Here is a 15753-nt window from a genome sequence, read left to right as displayed (position 1 = left end):
GTGTGTTAATACTATTTAAACTATACATAATCTCACTAACTTAACTTTCTTTATAGATTACTAGATATAGAAAAATGCTATTAAAATTACTATAAAGACTATCTAATTTAAATCACTAGATTACTTTAAAGTTTTATAAGTTTTATAAATAAAAGTTTTCAATGGTCTTGTCTTTAATGTCATCTGTAATACCTATATAACGGAGGGTAATACTTGGGGAGCTGTGGTTAAAAATATCCTGCAATATTGCAACATCTTTATATTGCTTGTAATGCCAATATCCGAAGGTCTTTCGCATTGTGTGAGTTCCTATTTCTTGCAGTCCGCATTTTTTAGCCACATTGTTCAGTATGTTATAAGCCTGCACCCTTGTTAATGGTTTATTTATACCTTTCTGACTTGCAAATAAGTAATCATCATCAAGTAATGCCATATCTGAAATATAAGTATTAATTGCAACTCTTAAACTGCTATTAATTAAAAATCGCTTCGCCTTACCTGTTTTCTTTTCCCTTATTAATATATGGGGCTTGTTCTTAACATCTGAAACCTTAAGCCTTAATAGGTCGCTCACCCTTAAGCCTGTATTAATACCTATAACAAACATCATGTAATTTCTAACCCCTGTTTTTAAGAGTTCGTCTTTTACCTGTTGTATTTTGGCTTTATCCCTTATGGGTTGCACTGTGTTCAATACATCACCGCCTTTCGTCATGTTATTACATATATTCCATTTAATGGATATATTATATAATAATAAAGTTTACAGAGCAAGTGATTATGTTAAATTTTTCTATATTTTTGTCATATGTTGTCGGCTTATAAAATGCAGAAATGCCCTCATGCCGCTTCCATACTGGGTTATCGCTAAAATGCTAAATTTAACACTATGGACATTGTGTAATATTTTTAGCAATAAAAAAAAATGGTCCACTGCACATAGACCATTTAAAATTAATTTCTCAATGAATTTGAAAAATCAATGTAATCATCATTTATTAAATTATGTTCAATTTTTAAATTATCAGCTATTGAGATTAAATCTTTGAAACTTATATTTTCTACTACCTTTAGTAAATCAATTCTCATAAGAATATCTTTTGTATAAGGTCTTTTAGAATCCAGAAAAGCTATAGACTTAATAAAATTTTGCACTATTTTGCTATTTAATAATAGTGTTGTAATTAAAGCATGGTTATAATTATCAAATCCTAAAAAATAACAAGTATCATCAAGCATTATTGGTTTTTCAATAGTATTATAAACCAGTGCAAACAAAGGAGTTTTATAAAATCCAGAAATAGCAACCTTATAAGGTTTGAATGAGTAATCGCCAACTCCAAAGATCGCAAACCTTGGGGCTTTTTTATAAATAGATGATTTTCTATTATCCAATAGTTGTGAATGTTCTTGCAAGTAATTCCATAATAAAGGAGACTTATCTTTAATACTGTCGGTTTCTTCTCGAACTTTTCTTTGGGTTACTATAACATATTTTCTTGTATCCTTTATTATATACTTTTTTATATCACTACTTTTTAATAGGGGATAAATATAATCATCTTCAACATGAAGTTTTTCTTTTAAGCCATTAGTAAATTCATTTTTAGAACTATGTGTGAGTTCCATTACCTTTGAACAATCATGTTTTATACCTTGTCGCCATTCTAATTGACATAAACCATCTATATCTTGAGAATAATTACCTAAATCCGAAATAAAATTGCCACCCGTCCAGCCAAACATTCTGATTTTCTTTGTCGGTTTATTAAAATCATAAACATCACAGATTAATCTTTCTTTTCCACCAACTTTCATAATTAGTAAACAGGCTTCACAACTAACATTAAATACATCATTAGCATTAAAGCATAACATTTTAATTTCAGACAATGTAAAATCATATTTTTCCAAATCCCTAACGATATTTTTTGCTACTATGTTTTTACATAACATAGCAATATAACAATTATAATCTTTAAATTCATTTAATAGCTGTAATATAATATATTCAGCAATATCAAAATTTCCTTTGCCTGTAATAGCATCCAGTCCGCTTAAACCCTTGAAATTTTCTTTAATAGGTAAATTGCTACTATCCATCGATGTTAATTCTGAATTAGTTACCCATGGCGGATTCCCTATAACTAACAAACTATCAGTTTTATTAATTTTAGATTTTATTTTGTTAAAGTCAAAATTAAATATATTTTCATTAAACAATACAACTTTGTTATCCATAATATGTAATTTGCTTATTTCATCACTGGCATAGTCATAATATTTCTTGTTAAGTTCTATTCCGAAAATATTATCAACATTATTAAATGCCTTTAAACTGCCCTTGATAAAATTCCCCAGACCAAAAGTCGGCTCTAAAATATATTTAGGATTAATATTAAGGTTATTCTTTAAGTAAAGACATACCTTATCTACAAAATCTTCAGGAGTTTGATAATCTCCAAATTCTACTATATCTTTAGTTTTTACATTATTTCCAATCAAAGTTTATTACTCCTTCTATTTTATTATTTAACCCAATTACTCTACCATATTGTAACCGCCACTGTAAAGCATTCGATATAGTTAAATAACCTTGAAGAGGTTTCCTTCTTAATACTTCATCTGCTAAATCATTATGAGTGATTTCATCTCCTGGAATTCCTCGGTCTTGGAAGTATGCTATTAAATCCTCTTTGTTTGCACCATCTTCTAACATTTCAAGTATTCTTTTCGTGGTTGTAAAATCTGCTGTTCTTAGTTTATCAATATATGTACAATTTACAAAGTTAAGAGTACAAGTGTTTTCTGTGTCAATTTTTTCATAGACAAATACTATTAAATTATAACCTAAACCGAATATTTTTTGCCTTGCAGACTTAAAAGGACAAGAAGATTGGGGTTGTCTAACAGAAGTTACTTTAATATCAGTATTAATATCTCTTGATGGTAAATCAATACCAGAAGCACTGTTACCAATTTCTAATTCATATTTTTGTTTCAGAAAATTTTTAAACTTGTGTTCAACATAAGTTCCAACAGCTTTTCCATCTGTAACACCTAATAAATCAGTATGATTAATTTTAGTTTCTTTCTCGCAAAATATTTTCGCTTCATTTATCAAATTTTCTATCGTCATTCTTGGTTTCATTTAATAATTACCCCCTATATTTTGATATAATCCTTTTAATTATATCATATAATTTAACACAATACCCCATATGTATAATAAATTTATCAGATAAAAAAATTGCCCCATTGCTGGGACTTTTTTAATATAAGGGGTTCTTTAACCTGTATAAAAAAGGAAACGAATGTTGTTGTGTAGGTTTTTACCCCACATTAAATATATATTTCTTTTCACAGAAGATTAAAGTGGTTGCCATAACTTTTTTTCACACACTCTTAAATTCTTATTATACTGTATCAATTATTTTGCCATGTATAAGTTTTAAAATTGGAGGAGGTATAATTGCACTACCTAAATATTATCTTTTGGCTGGCTTGCCGCTGGGCTTGCTGTCTTATGCTATATATGCCCCAGAGAAAGTTTAAAAGGTGAAGGGACATATATCGCAGAGGGGAGTACCATACAAGGTACAGGGTCATAAATTTGTACCAGCTAAGTCATAAATTTGTACCAGCTAAGTCATAAATCTGTACCAGCTTGGTCATAAATTTGTACCATCTTGCAACCGCTGAAGCCTTGACGTCACTTGTGTTCCCGCCCTGTAAAAGTATATTAAAAGTATTAATAAAAGTATATATAAAAGTAGACGGGTTTGCACCCGTCATTATCTTTTAAAATCAATTCATTTTAGTTTTTATTTCTAAATAATGGTTCAGCATTATATAACTTTTTTAGTCCATTACATGATATATTTACTTGGGTTACTTTATTACCCTTTTTTATTTTAGTCATTTTTACAGTAACTCCGAGCTGTTTTTCTAAATCATTTATACCCCTTTGTATTAGTTTATTTTGGTTTGTAGTTTCAACACCAACAAAATCAAAGTATTTATCGAAGTCATCTTTAGTCATTAGTACATTATAATTATGCCCTTCATGAACTCTTAAAAGTATATAAAGTTTTCGCCCTATGCCTGTCTTTAGTTTGTTAATTTCATCAAGTTCGAGCAGAGTAAATTCCTTTACAATATCGCCCACATTTTGATATATAGCATTGTTAAAAGTAATTTGCACCATGTCAACATCACTATAATAATATATGCCTTTGAACAGGCTATTAAAATATGCAACTTCTCCCAGTTCATCATCAATATAATTTACTTGTACGGTTATTGATTGCAGTTTGTGAAGGTAATTGCATATCTGATTTTTAGTTACATTTGAAGTAAAATATTCTTTGAATATTCTTAATGGTATATTTAAACTGTATAATGTTTCGCTATTGAATGCGGTTGTTAAATTACCAGTGCCAACACCATAAACATCATTTTCTAATTTAATTTCATAAGACATATTATAAAGTATTCTATATAACAAGCGGCTTTCCTGTGTGCTTAATTGTGGAATACTTAATGCCAGCTTATTTGATAATGTTATTACTTTATTTCTCATTTCAAAGAACCCCCTTTATATTTGCGGATTGCTGTACCGCTTATAAAATATATAGTAAAAACCGTCAGCGATTAAAGTTTTCAACTAATAAACACCATGGTTCCGCCTGCTGGTTTGCTCGTTTTCATTTATAAACTGCTTAATTTCTTTAATTCTTGCCTGTGCCTTTTGGTAATTGCTCAACCTTACAACTGGCTTTCTTGCTGGCTTAACTTTTGAAGGCTTTTTTCTGTTTGATTTTCTAATAATGAAGAATATATAATGGTTGAATAGCCTAAATTTAATTTGCATTGCCTGCACCGCCTTTTTAAATTTATAAATTCCATATTGTCCGCCGCCTGTCGTGCCGCTGTCTGCATTTTCTTTAATAGGGTAATATAATTACACCATCTTATAAAAACAGGGGCTTAAAATTAAAGATTTATTGATACTAATTTCTATCCAACTGAAAAGAGCCAGCTATAAATTAGCTGGTTCATTCGATACCTATATAAAACTTAATAGGTGTTTTGTAAATTTTATTTATCTTTTACAGTTTGATATAAATGTCATTTACAAGTTACAGTTTTTTTATAATATTGCCTGTAATGAAATTGTAAAAAACTAAATATTTTCATCTTCCCATATATCACCCAGCGATTTAACTGGTAGAATATCAAGCCCATAGCCTGCTTTTTTACATAGCTTTTGAAGTTCCCCCAGTGTTGCCGCATTTTTTAATTCTTTAGGAAGTTCATCTGGTATAAATGGCTCATATTCTAAATTAGCCCATTCTTTAGGTAACTCTTGCTCAACTGGCTTGTCCTCTTGTGTCACAGCAAATACTATTATTGATATACCGTCAACTGGGTCAAGTAAATTAATTAACCTATTTGCCCGCCTTAATAAACTATACATATATTAATACCTCCCTTTAATCTTGGTTTCTAATTCCTCAATTTTCTTTTCAAGTTCAGCCTTTTCTATGCCTTGAAGCTGTACTGAACATAGATACCCCAGTGCCCTTGCTTTGTTGGGGTCGATTTTCCCTTGATTTAATTGATTTATAACATTTGCCATAAACTTTGTTACTTTGCTTGCGGTGTTCAATCTAACTGTATTTATCTTTTTAGGTACTTGTTCATTGCTTGTATTCTCTATATTGCTCATATTCAGCCCCCCTCCCTCTGTATTAGATTTATTGATATTACTTGATTTATCACGATATTTTAATAACATTTTCTATATGATTACATACCTGTATTAGTACATTTACTGTATAGTTTTATAATACTTTCTTATATAAATGGGCTGGGGTTTTTATTTATTTTCCGCCCAGCCCTATATAAATTAAGGTACAAGCTATTTAAAAAAATGTGCTCTCTGTAATTCTATATTATTTCCTGCTTCATTAAATTTCTTAATATCTTCTTCGGTTACTTGAACGGGTTCATAATCAATTCTGTTAGCACTAAAATATTTATCCCTTGCAATCTTCATTTTTAGGTTATTATCTGATATTTCTTGTAGTTGCTTATTTTCCATTATTCGGTCGCCCCCTTTGCTTGCTCAAATAAACCACTTACTAAAATATTTACAGCACTTATATAAATATCAAAATCAGCTGTCTGTGGAAGTTTGCTGGCTATTAATTGAGCGGAACTTGTTGCACTCCGCTTCAATTCTACTAATTTTCTTTTATAATCTTTATCTGCTGGGTTTAATTCATTAGTAGCACTTTTAAAATCTTCAACTACTGTTTGAAACATTGCTAAATACCTTTGTGATACCGCCCTTATTGCCGCTTCCTTATATGCCTCTTGCATTTCGCCACTAACTTCTGGGTTCTTTATTGCTATATCTTGAACCCTGTCAATAAATTGGTCGGTTCTACTTATATTTTCATAACTCATATTATTTATCCTCCCCTATAAAAAGCACTGGGGTTTCATTGCCTATAACCCCTATACCTATAACATTCTCGCCATTTGCTTCAATGTCTTTTATTTGTGCATTTATAGCACCTTTAAATTTATCAAGTGCATTACCATATAAAGCCCCAGATATTCCATATTCTTCAGAACTAAAATTATCTTTATCGGCTTGTATTTCAGTATAAAGTTTTTCCATGTCTACATACTTTTTATTTATAGGTTCAACCCTTGTAATTTGTAACATATTTTATCCCTCCTTTAATTAAGCAGTTGTTCCAATTACTATAAATGCACCTATTGCTGGGGCAGTGCCGCCTATAGATACACTTACTATTGTTTTGCCTTGTGCTTTAAGTTCTGTAATCTTTGCATTAACCCTGTTCATTAGTTCATTGTCTGTAATACATGAGCCATCAATAAAATAAATTCCGTTTACACTATTAATTGACATTTAAAATCCCTCCTAAAATAATTTTTTTATTTGTCATAGCTGAAGTAATACCCAGCTAACTCAAACATTGAAATATCGTCTTTTAATTGCCTTTGTACTTGCAACCTTAAATTATGTTCCTTTTCTTTAGCTTTCTTTTCCCAATAGTTATCATTAGTTTTATTCTTCTTACGGTATTCCCTCATATACTCCCGTATATATTTCCTTCTCACTTCTAAAGCTTCGGGCGATAATGCCATTTTTAATCACTTCCTTTATTTACATTTACTTACACTTTTATTATAAAGGAGAATGAATATTATTTACTTTAACAATTTCGGAACTCTAAAAATGGGTAAAAAAATCCCCCAGCAATGTATGGCGATATACATTACTGGGGATTATTAAGGCTTGATAATAATACTATAAGCCACCCTAAATAATATTTTAGAGTATTTTATAAGAAACGGAAAAAACGGTTGTGAGAGTTTATAAGGGTTGCTCCCGCCCTTAACATATGGTTTATAAACCACAGTAAACCCCTACTTTTTAGATGTTAGAAGTTAAGGCAATATGAGAGGTATAGAATTTAAAGAACCACAAGAAAATTCTTGGGTTTTTAAGTTTAGCCCTAACTTTATTATGTGAGGTTTTCCCCCACGATTTAATTATACAACAGAATCCATATTATGTAAAATGAATCTCAATTTTTTAATATGCCATTTTGTTTATATTGATAGTATTTTTTGTAATAATCATTTATCAGCTTGTCCAGTTCAATGCTTATATTTAAAACTTTACTTGATGATATTCCATTTTGTTCAATTAATTTATACATTATTTTTCTTAATTCCTCCATAATATTTCTCCATTACCTAAATAATAATTATTATTCAACTTCTTTATCCCATGAATCATTTTTATATACATAATCTACTACACCTCCGCCATTGCTTACACCAATTTGTAAATGAATTGTATTCTCTTTATATTTACCGCTTAAATGCTCAACTACTAAATTCCTAATAGCTGTTACAGTACCAACCCTATAGATATCTTTTGACTTAAACATCAAATATACATCTAATGTAGTTTCCTTACTCTTTGTTATTAGCTTGTACTCACCATAGTCATATAAATTACTGTTCTTTGTCATTAGTTCATCAAATGCTTTTGTAGTATCATCATTAATTGTGGTTTCTTTACTGCCACCACCACAACCAACCAGTGTAATAATAAAAATACAACTGATTAATAATAGAAGGATTTTCTTTTTGTTTTTCATTTTACCACCTCAAATCTAAAATTTTACAATATATTATAACACAAATTGTAATATATATTAACTACAAATTGCAATATTTTTTTATACTATTACATACCATATACTTAATATATGAGGTGAGCACAATGGATAATGATTTTATAATTACCCCTAAAGAAGATAAGTCAGTTACAATATCAATAAGAATAGATAAAGTTATTCAAGATAAATTTGATGAACTGGCTAAACAAAGTAATCGTTCAAGGAATGAACTTATTAATATGGCTTTAAAATATGCCTTAAAAAATGTAAAATTTATTGAAAGTGAAAAGGAGGATTAGTTTGCAATAACTAACCCTCCTTAATTTATATCATGTTTAGAATGATTATACTTGGCAATAATTTTAAACATGAGGTAATTTATAAAATTATAAAAAATAAAAGTTATGTAAGTATAAACATACTAATAAAGCTAACTGCTGCATTTTTAGCTGGCGGTCATAAAATATGTTGTTACTGGCTTTATTATATTATTTAAAAGCCTTGATTTTGCTTGGTTTGTACCTACTTGGTAATGTACTATAAAATAAGTATATTATGACCTCCTGCTGCAGCAACTTCAATTGCTCTTTTGCAGCTTTCTTGCCCTGCTACTTCACATAGGTCTTCATAAGTTTTTTCATTATATTTTATCTCTCCTAATGAGTAAGGCATTAAATCCCCATATCTTAAATAATCAATTACTTGATTCAAATTTTCAAAAGGATAAATCTCAGCATTTTTTATTACTGCGCACTCTTTAGCGTTATCAATAGGTATGATAAATTTAGTAATTTTATTGTTTATTGAATCAACTACTATTGGTAACGCACCTTTAACTTTCTTTAAATCTCCTGATAAAGAAAGCTCTCCCATAAACAAAAACTCGTCTAGATTATTCACTACAATTTGATTAGTAGCTAGTAGAATTGCTAGTGCAATCGGTAAATCAAATAAGACTCCTTCCTTTTTTAAATCAGCTGGAGCCATGTTAATTGTGATTCTTTTAAGCGGAAATTTAAAGCCGGAATTTATTATGGCGGATCTAACCCTTTCTTTAGATTCTTTAACAGATGTAGAAGGAAGTCCTACTATACTAAAGCTAGGTAATCCGTTACTTATATCAATTTCAATACTAACCATTATACCTTTCAACCCTGTAAAAGTTGATGAATTTATATTAATAGTCAATTTTAATCACCTCATTAGAGATTATTGACATATTATTCATTTATATAATATAAAATAATATTTTTATTTTTGACTAAATGATAAATTTTTGATCAGTGGATATAATTAGAAAAAAGGAGTTGATTAAATGAAACGCTTCAATAATATAATAGGAACTTATGGGGAAGAAATTTCTCAAGATTTACTTATAAAGAGAGGACATGTAATTTTAGAAAAAAACTTTAAATGTAAATTAGGTGAAATTGACATTATTAGCTCCATTAATAATGCAAACTGTATATGTTTTATTGAAGTAAAAAGCAGATTTAACACCTCTTATGGTATGCCGCTGGAAGCTGTTACTTACAGTAAAATAAAGAAAATTAGAAAAGCAGCTGAATACTACATTAATAAGAATAAGTTATTTGAATATGAATTTAGATTTGATGTAATTGAAGTATTTCTTGACAGAAAATCAGATGATTTTAGTATAAATGTTATAGAAAATGCATTTTAAAAGGTTAACATATTTGTTAACCTTAGTTATTTATAAAATTCATTATATTTTTCAAAAAACTTTTTCTGTGAATAGGTGAACACCCATATTTCTCAATAGCTTCAATATGTTCCTTTGTTCCATAGCCTACATTTTTTTCAAATTTATATTCAGGATATAGTTTATCATATTCTTTCATTAAATTATCTCTGTAGACTTTTGCAATTATAGAAGCACAAGCAATACTTGCACTTTTGGAATCACCCTTTATTACAAATTTATTTTCAAAAGGGCAATTTTTAATAGCATATCCATCAGATAATACTAAGTCTGGTTTAATATCTAACCCAATCACTGTTCTTTTCAAAACTTCATTATTGCACCAGGCAATTCCTTTTTCATCTATTTCTTCACCGCTAATTTCTTCAATTCTATAGCTTAAAGCTCTTTCTTTAATTATTAAATCAAGTTCAGTTCTAGTTTTTTCCGATAATTTCTTTGAGTCATTTATTTTTAAAAGTAAATCCTGTGTAGAATCAATATTCAAATCTAATATAACAGCAGCTGCAACTATAGGGCCCGCTAGAGGTCCTCTTCCCACTTCATCTACACCAGCTATATATGTAGATTTACTAAATTCAAGATCAAATTTATACATATTAGTAACTCTATTTATTTCTTTTTCTCTATTTTCTACGAATAATTTAACTCTATCAGATATTTTTTTTACTGACTTTCTTTCATCTTCTAGAAGAAGGTTTATTAATAATTCATAGTCATAATTATTTGAATTATCACTTAGAACTTTTGATATGTATTCTTTTATTTCTGTAGAATTCATTTGGCTCAAATTTTTATTTAGCATTTAAAATCACGGCCTTTCAAGAGATATTGGTCCTAATTTACCACCTCTAAACTCATCTAAAATTAGGACAGAAATTCTATTATAATCTATATTGCCTCCAGAAATAACTGCTCCTCTTTTTCGACTAATATTATCCATGTTTTCTAATGAATCTTCACTTAATGAATCCAATTTATATCTTTGCATTAATTGATTAGGATAATATTTTTGAAGCCTTTCAATTAATCTTAAAGCTAAGGTTTCTATATCCATTATTTCATCTTTAATAGCTCCAGTGAATGCTAGATTTAATCCTACTTCTTCATCCTCAAATTTTGGCCATAAAACTCCAGGAGTATCCAGAAGTTCAATTCCTAAGTTTGTTTTAATCCATTGGCTGCTTCTAGTTACTCCAGGCTTATCTCCTACTTTTGCCCTTGAATTTTTAGCCATTCTATTTATAAAAGAAGATTTGCCTACATTAGGAATACCTACAACCATTGCTCTTGAAGTTATATTGACAATCCCTTTATTTTTCAATCTTTCATGCTTTTCCTTTAAAAGATCATTCACTAGATTTTTGATATTAGATAATCCTTTTCCATCTAAGCTATTAACACTAGACACTTTAATAAATTCTTTAGAAAGTTTATTTATCCATTCTCTAGTGATGTTTTCCTCTGCTAAATCACTTTTATTTAACAAAATTATTCTAGGTTTGTCTTTACAAAGTTCATCTATATCAGGGTTAGTACTGGACTTAACTATTCTAGCATCTCTTATTTCTATTACTGCATCTACTAACTTTAAATCTTCTTTTATTTGTCTTCTTGTTTTAGCCATATGTCCAGGGAACCAATTTATAGGCATTTATTGTACCTCCTCATAATTTACAGATGTTTATATTTCTTTATAAAAAAAAGGGACTCCACAGTCCCGTTTTTTATCTGATTAATTCTTTTACTTTTGCTGCCTTACCAACTCTGTCTCTTAAGTAGTAAAGTTTAGCTCTTCTTGTCTTACCTCTTCTTACTACTTTAATTGCTGCTAACATTGGAGAATTCATAGGGAAAGTTCTTTCAACACCTGTACCATAAGCAACTCTTCTTACAGTGAAAGTTTTTCTAATTCCTCCATTTTGGATCTTAATAACTGTTCCTTCAAACGCTTGAATTCTTTCTTTAGTTCCTTCTTTGATTCTTACATCAATTCTTATAGTGTCTCCTACGTTGAATTCAGTTATGTCCTTTTTAATTTGTTCTGCTTCAATTGACTTTATTATATCTAGCATGTGCATTCCCTCCTTAAAATAAATTAGCGTTCGTATCAGATATAAAAATAAGACAGAGGACCGCTCGTACTAGCACAAAGGATATTTTACCACAATTAATCATATACTTCAACATAATATTTTATCTTTTGTTAATATTATCTTCATTTATTAACTTAATATCTTCTTTTGTCAAATTTATTTTACTAAATAAATCTGCTCTTTTAGTTTTTGTTAAAATAAGAGATTGTTTTCTTCTCCATTTTCTAATATTTTCATGATGACCTGAAAGCAAAACCTCTGGAACTTTTAATCCTTCAAATTCTTCCGGACGTGTATACTGAGGATATTCAAGCAAACCACTATAAAAAGATTCTTCTGTATAACTCTCTTCAACTGCAAGAACACCTGGAACCATTCGAGATATGCTATCAATTATTGGAATAGCAGCTATCTCTCCTCCCGTTAATATGAAATCACCTAAGGATATTTCTAAATCAATATAGTTATATACTCTCTCATCAATTCCCTCATAATGTCCGCATAAAAATATAAGTTCTTTTTCTTTAGATAAATTTTTTGCTATTTCTTGATTAAAGGTTTTTCCTCTTGGTCCAAGGAAAATTACCTTTCCCCTATTTAATTTTTTCGTTGCTTTTATACAATCTACTATAGGTTGAGGAGTCATTACCATTCCAGCTCCTCCACCATAAGGATAGTCATCTACTTTTTTATGCTTATTTAAAGAAAATTCTCTTATATTATGTGAATTGATTTCTATCAACCCTTTTTCTAAAGCTCTACCAATAATGCTATGATTAAATATGCTAAACATTTCAGGAAATAAAGTTAAAATATCTATTCTCATTGCCATACATCCAATGGTTTTATTATTATCTTATTATTTTCAATATCTATATCCGTGACTATACTCTTTAAAGCAGGAACTAAAATTTCTTTTTCTCCTTCAACACAGTATACTTCATTACTTCCAGTATAAATTATATCATTTACTTTTCCAAGGTATAAGCCATTTTCATCATATACATTACAGTTGACTATATCTGCTGCAAAATAACAATCTCTTTTTAGCTTTATAGCATTCTGTCTTTCCACTTTAATTTCTTTATTTTTAAGTCTTTCTGCTTCTTCAATAGTATCAATGCCCTTTATTTTTAATATTGCTTTATTGGGCTGAAGCTTACATCCACAAACCTCTACTTCTACATTATCTATATAAGCTTTTTTTAAGCTTTTAAATCTATTCAAATCGTCAGTAGCTGATTGAACTTTTACTTCTCCTTTTATTCCATGAGTATTTATTATTTTTCCCACAGTAAGAAACTGTTTCATAATACTTATACTCCTTTATTATATATTTAAAAGAGTTAGGATTACCTAACTCTTCTAGTCTTAAATGTATATGTAACTAGATAATTTCAACAACAACTCTCTTATCTTCTTTTACAGCTGCTGCCTTTACAACAGTTCTGATTGCTTTTGCAATTCTTCCCTGTTTTCCAATTACTTTTCCCATATCCTCTTGAGCAACCTTTAATTCAAGAATTATAGATTGTTCACCAACAATTTCGTTTACACTAACCATTTCTGGGTTATCAACTAAAGCTTTAGCTATTATTTCAAGTAAATTTTTCATCTACTACACCCCCAGGTTATTATTTAGAAAGCTTCTCATTTATTCCAGCTTCTTCAAATAATCTTCTAACTACATCTGTTGGTTGAGCACCATTCTTCACCCATTGAACAGCTTTTTCTTCATCAATCTTTATTGTCTTAGGTTCAGAAACTGGATTGTAGTACCCTATTTCTTCTATGAATCTACCGTCTCTTGGAGACCTTGAATCAGCAACAATAACTCTATAAAATGGAGCTTTCTTTGCACCCATTCTTCTTAATCTTATCTTAACTGCCATTAATTTCACCTCCTTAAAAGTATATATCTATTTACATGAATGGAAATTTTCCAAACATACCCTTTTTAAACGACTTTGGACTATTTTTCATTTGTTTCATCATCTTTTTCATCATCTGGAAATCTTTAAGCAATTTATTAATCTGTTGTATAGTAGTTCCAGACCCACTTGCAATTCTTTTCTTTCTAGAAGGAGAATTACTTACTAGAGTAGGATCTTTTCTTTCTTTAATTGTCATTGAATCAATAATAGCTTCAATTTTTTTAATCTCTTTTTCACTTTGGCTTAAATCTATCCCTTGAAGCTGCTTGCTGTTTATTCCAGGAATCATTTCTAATATTTTACCCATAGGGCCCATTTTCTTTAATTGAACCATAGATTCCTTAAAATCTATTAAATTAAAATCTTGACTCATCATTTTATCGCCAAGTTCTTTAGCTTTAGAATCATCCATAGCTTCTTGTGCTTTTTCAATTAAAGATAAAATGTCACCCATACCTAGAATTCTAGATGCCATTCTATCTGGGTAAAAAATTTCTAAATCGTTCATTTTTTCCCCAAGTCCAACATATTTAATAGGTTTACCGGTGATAGCCTTTATTGATAAGGCAGCTCCACCTCTAGTATCACCATCAAGTTTTGTTAAAATAACTCCAGAAATGTCCAAAGCATTATTAAAGCTTTCAGCAACGTTAACTGCATCTTGACCTGTCATGGAATCTACTACAAGCAAAATTTCACTTGGTTCTACATTTTCTTTTATATTCTTTAATTCATTCATTAACTCTTCGTCAATATGAAGTCTTCCAGCAGTATCTATAATTACTACATTCAAATCATTATTTTTAGCATATTCTATAGAAGCTTTTGCAATATCTACTGGACTTATTTTATCACCCATAGAGAACACTGGTACTTCTATTTGTTTACCAACCACTTGCAATTGTTTAATTGCCGCCGGTCTGTATACATCACAGGCAACTAGTAATGGTCTTTTATTTTTTTTTCTAAGATCAAGAGCAAGCTTTCCACCCATAGTGGTTTTTCCAGCACCTTGTAATCCAGCTAACATTATAATTGTTAAACCATTAGGAGAAAAATTTATCTTACTTTCAGTGCTGCCCATTAGCTCTTTTAACTCATCGTTAACAATTTTTATTACCTGTTGTCCTGGTGTCAAGCTTGTCATAACTTCATTTCCTAAACATTTATCACCAGTATTCTTTACAAAGTCTTTAACGATTTTATAGTTAACATCTGCTTCTAGTAAAGCTAGCTTAACTTCTCTCATAGCTTCTTTAATATCTTTTTCAGAGAGTTTACCTTTGCCTTTTAATTTTTTTAAAGTATCCTGAAGTTTAGATGCTAATCCTTCAAACGCCATATGGATCCTCCTAAATAGAATCTATAATATTTACCTTTATTTCTTTTAACAAATCTAAGCATTCTTTCTTATTAGTATCTTTTTCTAGCAAGGTTAATTTTTCGATGATTATTTCTTTATTTTTTTTAGATTTAATACTTTTTTCAAATAACTTTAATTTATCTTCATAATCATCTAACAGTTTGTTGCACCTTTTAATAATATCATAAATAGCCTGCCTGCTTGTATTAGTAATTTCAGATATTTCTGCTAAAGATAAATCTTCATTAAAATACAGTTCCATAATATCCTTTTGTTTTTCCGTTAGGAGTTCTTTGTAATAATCCATTAAAATAGAAATTCTTACTCTATCCTCCATGTAATCATCAACTCCGTAATAGATAATATCAAATTAAGAACATGGTGTCAAGTATTTTTACTTAACACT

The 15753-nt window shown here is 29.5% G+C and carries 26 protein-coding genes; 2 read left to right on the top strand and 24 right to left on the bottom strand.

All coding sequences use genetic code 11. The annotated features are described in order from the left end of the window. Nucleotides 1-142: 142 nt before the first annotated feature. From CLHOM_RS05750 to CLHOM_RS05690, 14 genes are all read right to left on the bottom strand, one after another. Nucleotides 143-694: a site-specific integrase gene (locus CLHOM_RS05750; protein ID WP_052220743.1), complete on the bottom strand. Its 552-nt coding sequence runs from the start codon at nt 692-694 to the stop codon at nt 143-145. Nucleotides 695-954: 260 nt separating this feature from the next. Further along, on the bottom strand, nt 955-2505 hold the full coding sequence (locus CLHOM_RS05745; protein WP_052220742.1) for a hypothetical protein: 1551 nt from the start codon (nt 2503-2505) through the stop codon (nt 955-957). Then, nucleotides 2492-3151, bottom strand: coding sequence for a type II restriction-modification system restriction endonuclease (locus CLHOM_RS05740; RefSeq protein ID WP_052220741.1), 660 nt, complete (start codon nt 3149-3151; stop codon nt 2492-2494). Before CLHOM_RS05740 ends, CLHOM_RS05745 begins: the two co-directional genes overlap by 14 nt. Before the next feature lie 666 nt (nt 3152-3817). Beyond that, nucleotides 3818-4582, bottom strand: coding sequence for a replication initiation protein (locus CLHOM_RS05735; RefSeq protein WP_052220740.1), 765 nt, complete (start codon nt 4580-4582; stop codon nt 3818-3820). A gap of 84 nt (nt 4583-4666) precedes the next feature. Continuing rightward, complete coding sequence (locus tag CLHOM_RS05730; protein ID WP_052220739.1) at nt 4667-4873, bottom strand: hypothetical protein; 207 nt, start codon at nt 4871-4873, stop codon at nt 4667-4669. Nucleotides 4874-5185: 312 nt separating this feature from the next. Beyond that, nucleotides 5186-5479, bottom strand: coding sequence for a hypothetical protein (locus CLHOM_RS05725; protein ID WP_052220738.1), 294 nt, complete (start codon nt 5477-5479; stop codon nt 5186-5188). A 3-nt stretch (nt 5480-5482) separates the two neighbouring features. After that, entirely contained in the window at nt 5483-5731 is a 249-nt protein-coding gene (locus CLHOM_RS05720; protein ID WP_052220737.1) for a hypothetical protein, read from the bottom strand. Between the two features lie 192 nt (nt 5732-5923). Beyond that, on the bottom strand, nt 5924-6106 hold the full coding sequence (locus tag CLHOM_RS05715; protein ID WP_052220736.1) for a hypothetical protein: 183 nt from the start codon (nt 6104-6106) through the stop codon (nt 5924-5926). Then, nucleotides 6106-6474: a hypothetical protein gene (locus CLHOM_RS05710; protein ID WP_052220735.1), complete on the bottom strand. Its 369-nt coding sequence runs from the start codon at nt 6472-6474 to the stop codon at nt 6106-6108. Before CLHOM_RS05710 ends, CLHOM_RS05715 begins: the two co-directional genes overlap by 1 nt. A gap of 1 nt (nt 6475) precedes the next feature. Beyond that, nucleotides 6476-6739, bottom strand: a complete 264-nt coding sequence (locus tag CLHOM_RS05705) for a hypothetical protein (RefSeq protein WP_052220734.1) — start codon at nt 6737-6739, stop codon at nt 6476-6478. 18 nt (nt 6740-6757) lie between these two features. Continuing rightward, nucleotides 6758-6946: a hypothetical protein gene (locus CLHOM_RS05700; RefSeq protein ID WP_052220733.1), complete on the bottom strand. Its 189-nt coding sequence runs from the start codon at nt 6944-6946 to the stop codon at nt 6758-6760. Nucleotides 6947-6972: 26 nt separating this feature from the next. Next, nucleotides 6973-7185, bottom strand: coding sequence for a hypothetical protein (locus tag CLHOM_RS05695; RefSeq protein WP_052220732.1), 213 nt, complete (start codon nt 7183-7185; stop codon nt 6973-6975). 443 nt (nt 7186-7628) lie between these two features. Further along, nucleotides 7629-7784: an aspartyl-phosphate phosphatase Spo0E family protein gene (locus CLHOM_RS17835; protein WP_082204362.1), complete on the bottom strand. Its 156-nt coding sequence runs from the start codon at nt 7782-7784 to the stop codon at nt 7629-7631. 30 nt (nt 7785-7814) lie between these two features. Further along, nucleotides 7815-8210 carry a hypothetical protein gene (locus CLHOM_RS05690; RefSeq protein ID WP_052220731.1) on the bottom strand — a complete coding sequence of 132 codons (396 nt, stop codon included), beginning with the start codon at nt 8208-8210 and terminating at the stop codon, nt 7815-7817. A gap of 125 nt (nt 8211-8335) precedes the next feature. Between CLHOM_RS05690 and CLHOM_RS05685 the strand changes: the two genes are divergently transcribed. Further along, a complete protein-coding gene (locus CLHOM_RS05685; RefSeq protein WP_052220730.1) occupies nt 8336-8530 on the top strand; it encodes a CopG family ribbon-helix-helix protein in 195 nt (64 codons plus the stop codon). 238 nt (nt 8531-8768) lie between these two features. On the opposite strand, the gene CLHOM_RS05680 is transcribed toward CLHOM_RS05685, so the two are convergent. Beyond that, nucleotides 8769-9419 carry a magnesium chelatase domain-containing protein gene (locus CLHOM_RS05680; RefSeq protein WP_052220729.1) on the bottom strand — a complete coding sequence of 217 codons (651 nt, stop codon included), beginning with the start codon at nt 9417-9419 and terminating at the stop codon, nt 8769-8771. 127 nt (nt 9420-9546) lie between these two features. Between CLHOM_RS05680 and CLHOM_RS05675 the strand changes: the two genes are divergently transcribed. Further along, a complete protein-coding gene (locus CLHOM_RS05675; protein ID WP_052220728.1) occupies nt 9547-9915 on the top strand; it encodes a YraN family protein in 369 nt (122 codons plus the stop codon). Nucleotides 9916-9937: 22 nt separating this feature from the next. Here the strand turns inward: CLHOM_RS05675 and CLHOM_RS05670 are convergent, their stop codons facing one another. The 9 genes from CLHOM_RS05670 to CLHOM_RS05630 form a co-directional block, all read right to left on the bottom strand. Beyond that, entirely contained in the window at nt 9938-10759 is an 822-nt protein-coding gene (locus tag CLHOM_RS05670; RefSeq protein ID WP_052220727.1) for a ribonuclease HII, read from the bottom strand. Nucleotides 10760-10765: 6 nt separating this feature from the next. Continuing rightward, nucleotides 10766-11608 carry a ribosome biogenesis GTPase YlqF gene (ylqF, locus tag CLHOM_RS05665; RefSeq protein WP_052220726.1) on the bottom strand — a complete coding sequence of 281 codons (843 nt, stop codon included), beginning with the start codon at nt 11606-11608 and terminating at the stop codon, nt 10766-10768. Nucleotides 11609-11681: 73 nt separating this feature from the next. Beyond that, the gene (gene rplS / locus CLHOM_RS05660; protein WP_052220725.1) at nt 11682-12029 is read right to left on the bottom strand and encodes a 50S ribosomal protein L19; all 348 of its coding nucleotides are present in this window, start codon (nt 12027-12029) and stop codon (nt 11682-11684) included. A 121-nt stretch (nt 12030-12150) separates the two neighbouring features. After that, nucleotides 12151-12876 (bottom strand): tRNA (guanosine(37)-N1)-methyltransferase TrmD, encoded by a 726-nt coding sequence (gene trmD, locus CLHOM_RS05655; RefSeq protein ID WP_052220724.1) that lies wholly within the window; start codon nt 12874-12876, stop codon nt 12151-12153. Further along, nucleotides 12873-13361: a ribosome maturation factor RimM gene (gene rimM / locus CLHOM_RS05650; protein WP_052220723.1), complete on the bottom strand. Its 489-nt coding sequence runs from the start codon at nt 13359-13361 to the stop codon at nt 12873-12875. The genes trmD and rimM overlap by 4 nt, the downstream gene beginning before the upstream one ends. A 76-nt stretch (nt 13362-13437) precedes the next feature. After that, the gene (locus CLHOM_RS05645; RefSeq protein ID WP_052220722.1) at nt 13438-13665 is read right to left on the bottom strand and encodes a KH domain-containing protein; all 228 of its coding nucleotides are present in this window, start codon (nt 13663-13665) and stop codon (nt 13438-13440) included. 19 nt (nt 13666-13684) lie between these two features. Further along, complete coding sequence (rpsP, locus tag CLHOM_RS05640) at nt 13685-13942, bottom strand: 30S ribosomal protein S16 (RefSeq protein ID WP_052220721.1); 258 nt, start codon at nt 13940-13942, stop codon at nt 13685-13687. Between the two features lie 31 nt (nt 13943-13973). Further along, nucleotides 13974-15326, bottom strand: coding sequence for a signal recognition particle protein (gene ffh / locus CLHOM_RS05635; protein ID WP_052220720.1), 1353 nt, complete (start codon nt 15324-15326; stop codon nt 13974-13976). 10 nt (nt 15327-15336) lie between these two features. Continuing rightward, nucleotides 15337-15684, bottom strand: coding sequence for a putative DNA-binding protein (locus CLHOM_RS05630; RefSeq protein WP_052220719.1), 348 nt, complete (start codon nt 15682-15684; stop codon nt 15337-15339). Nucleotides 15685-15753 lie beyond the last annotated feature (69 nt).

The sequence above is a fragment of the Clostridium homopropionicum DSM 5847 genome (assembly GCF_001263795.1).
GTDB classification, from domain to species: Bacteria; Bacillota; Clostridia; order Clostridiales; family Clostridiaceae; genus Clostridium_H; species Clostridium_H homopropionicum.
The sequence above is the reverse complement of the archived record's forward strand: the minus strand, read 5'-3'. Positions and strand labels throughout refer to the sequence as shown.

Coding starts and splice junctions, on each gene's coding strand:
- CLHOM_RS05715 (WP_052220736.1), bottom strand. CDS start 6,106: ATGGAAAATAAGCAACTACAAGAAATATCAGATAATAACCTAAAAATG.
- trmD (WP_052220724.1), bottom strand. CDS start 12,876: ATGAGAATAGATATTTTAACTTTATTTCCTGAAATGTTTAGCATATTT.
- CLHOM_RS17835 (WP_082204362.1), bottom strand. CDS start 7,784: ATGGAGGAATTAAGAAAAATAATGTATAAATTAATTGAACAAAATGGA.
- rpsP (WP_052220721.1), bottom strand. CDS start 13,942: ATGGCAGTTAAGATAAGATTAAGAAGAATGGGTGCAAAGAAAGCTCCA.
- CLHOM_RS05740 (WP_052220741.1), bottom strand. CDS start 3,151: ATGAAACCAAGAATGACGATAGAAAATTTGATAAATGAAGCGAAAATA.
- CLHOM_RS05725 (WP_052220738.1), bottom strand. CDS start 5,479: ATGTATAGTTTATTAAGGCGGGCAAATAGGTTAATTAATTTACTTGAC.
- CLHOM_RS05670 (WP_052220727.1), bottom strand. CDS start 10,759: ATGCTAAATAAAAATTTGAGCCAAATGAATTCTACAGAAATAAAAGAA.
- ylqF (WP_052220726.1), bottom strand. CDS start 11,608: ATGCCTATAAATTGGTTCCCTGGACATATGGCTAAAACAAGAAGACAA.
- CLHOM_RS05690 (WP_052220731.1), bottom strand. CDS start 8,210: ATGAAAAACAAAAAGAAAATCCTTCTATTATTAATCAGTTGTATTTTT.
- rimM (WP_052220723.1), bottom strand. CDS start 13,361: ATGAAACAGTTTCTTACTGTGGGAAAAATAATAAATACTCATGGAATA.
- rplS (WP_052220725.1), bottom strand. CDS start 12,029: ATGCTAGATATAATAAAGTCAATTGAAGCAGAACAAATTAAAAAGGAC.
- CLHOM_RS05630 (WP_052220719.1), bottom strand. CDS start 15,684: ATGGAGGATAGAGTAAGAATTTCTATTTTAATGGATTATTACAAAGAA.
- CLHOM_RS05675 (WP_052220728.1), top strand. CDS start 9,547: ATGAAACGCTTCAATAATATAATAGGAACTTATGGGGAAGAAATTTCT.
- CLHOM_RS05695 (WP_052220732.1), bottom strand. CDS start 7,185: ATGGCATTATCGCCCGAAGCTTTAGAAGTGAGAAGGAAATATATACGG.
- CLHOM_RS05645 (WP_052220722.1), bottom strand. CDS start 13,665: ATGAAAAATTTACTTGAAATAATAGCTAAAGCTTTAGTTGATAACCCA.
- ffh (WP_052220720.1), bottom strand. CDS start 15,326: ATGGCGTTTGAAGGATTAGCATCTAAACTTCAGGATACTTTAAAAAAA.
- CLHOM_RS05705 (WP_052220734.1), bottom strand. CDS start 6,739: ATGTTACAAATTACAAGGGTTGAACCTATAAATAAAAAGTATGTAGAC.
- CLHOM_RS05735 (WP_052220740.1), bottom strand. CDS start 4,582: ATGAGAAATAAAGTAATAACATTATCAAATAAGCTGGCATTAAGTATT.
- CLHOM_RS05700 (WP_052220733.1), bottom strand. CDS start 6,946: ATGTCAATTAATAGTGTAAACGGAATTTATTTTATTGATGGCTCATGT.
- CLHOM_RS05730 (WP_052220739.1), bottom strand. CDS start 4,873: ATGCAAATTAAATTTAGGCTATTCAACCATTATATATTCTTCATTATT.
- CLHOM_RS05685 (WP_052220730.1), top strand. CDS start 8,336: ATGGATAATGATTTTATAATTACCCCTAAAGAAGATAAGTCAGTTACA.
- CLHOM_RS05720 (WP_052220737.1), bottom strand. CDS start 5,731: ATGAGCAATATAGAGAATACAAGCAATGAACAAGTACCTAAAAAGATA.
- CLHOM_RS05710 (WP_052220735.1), bottom strand. CDS start 6,474: ATGAGTTATGAAAATATAAGTAGAACCGACCAATTTATTGACAGGGTT.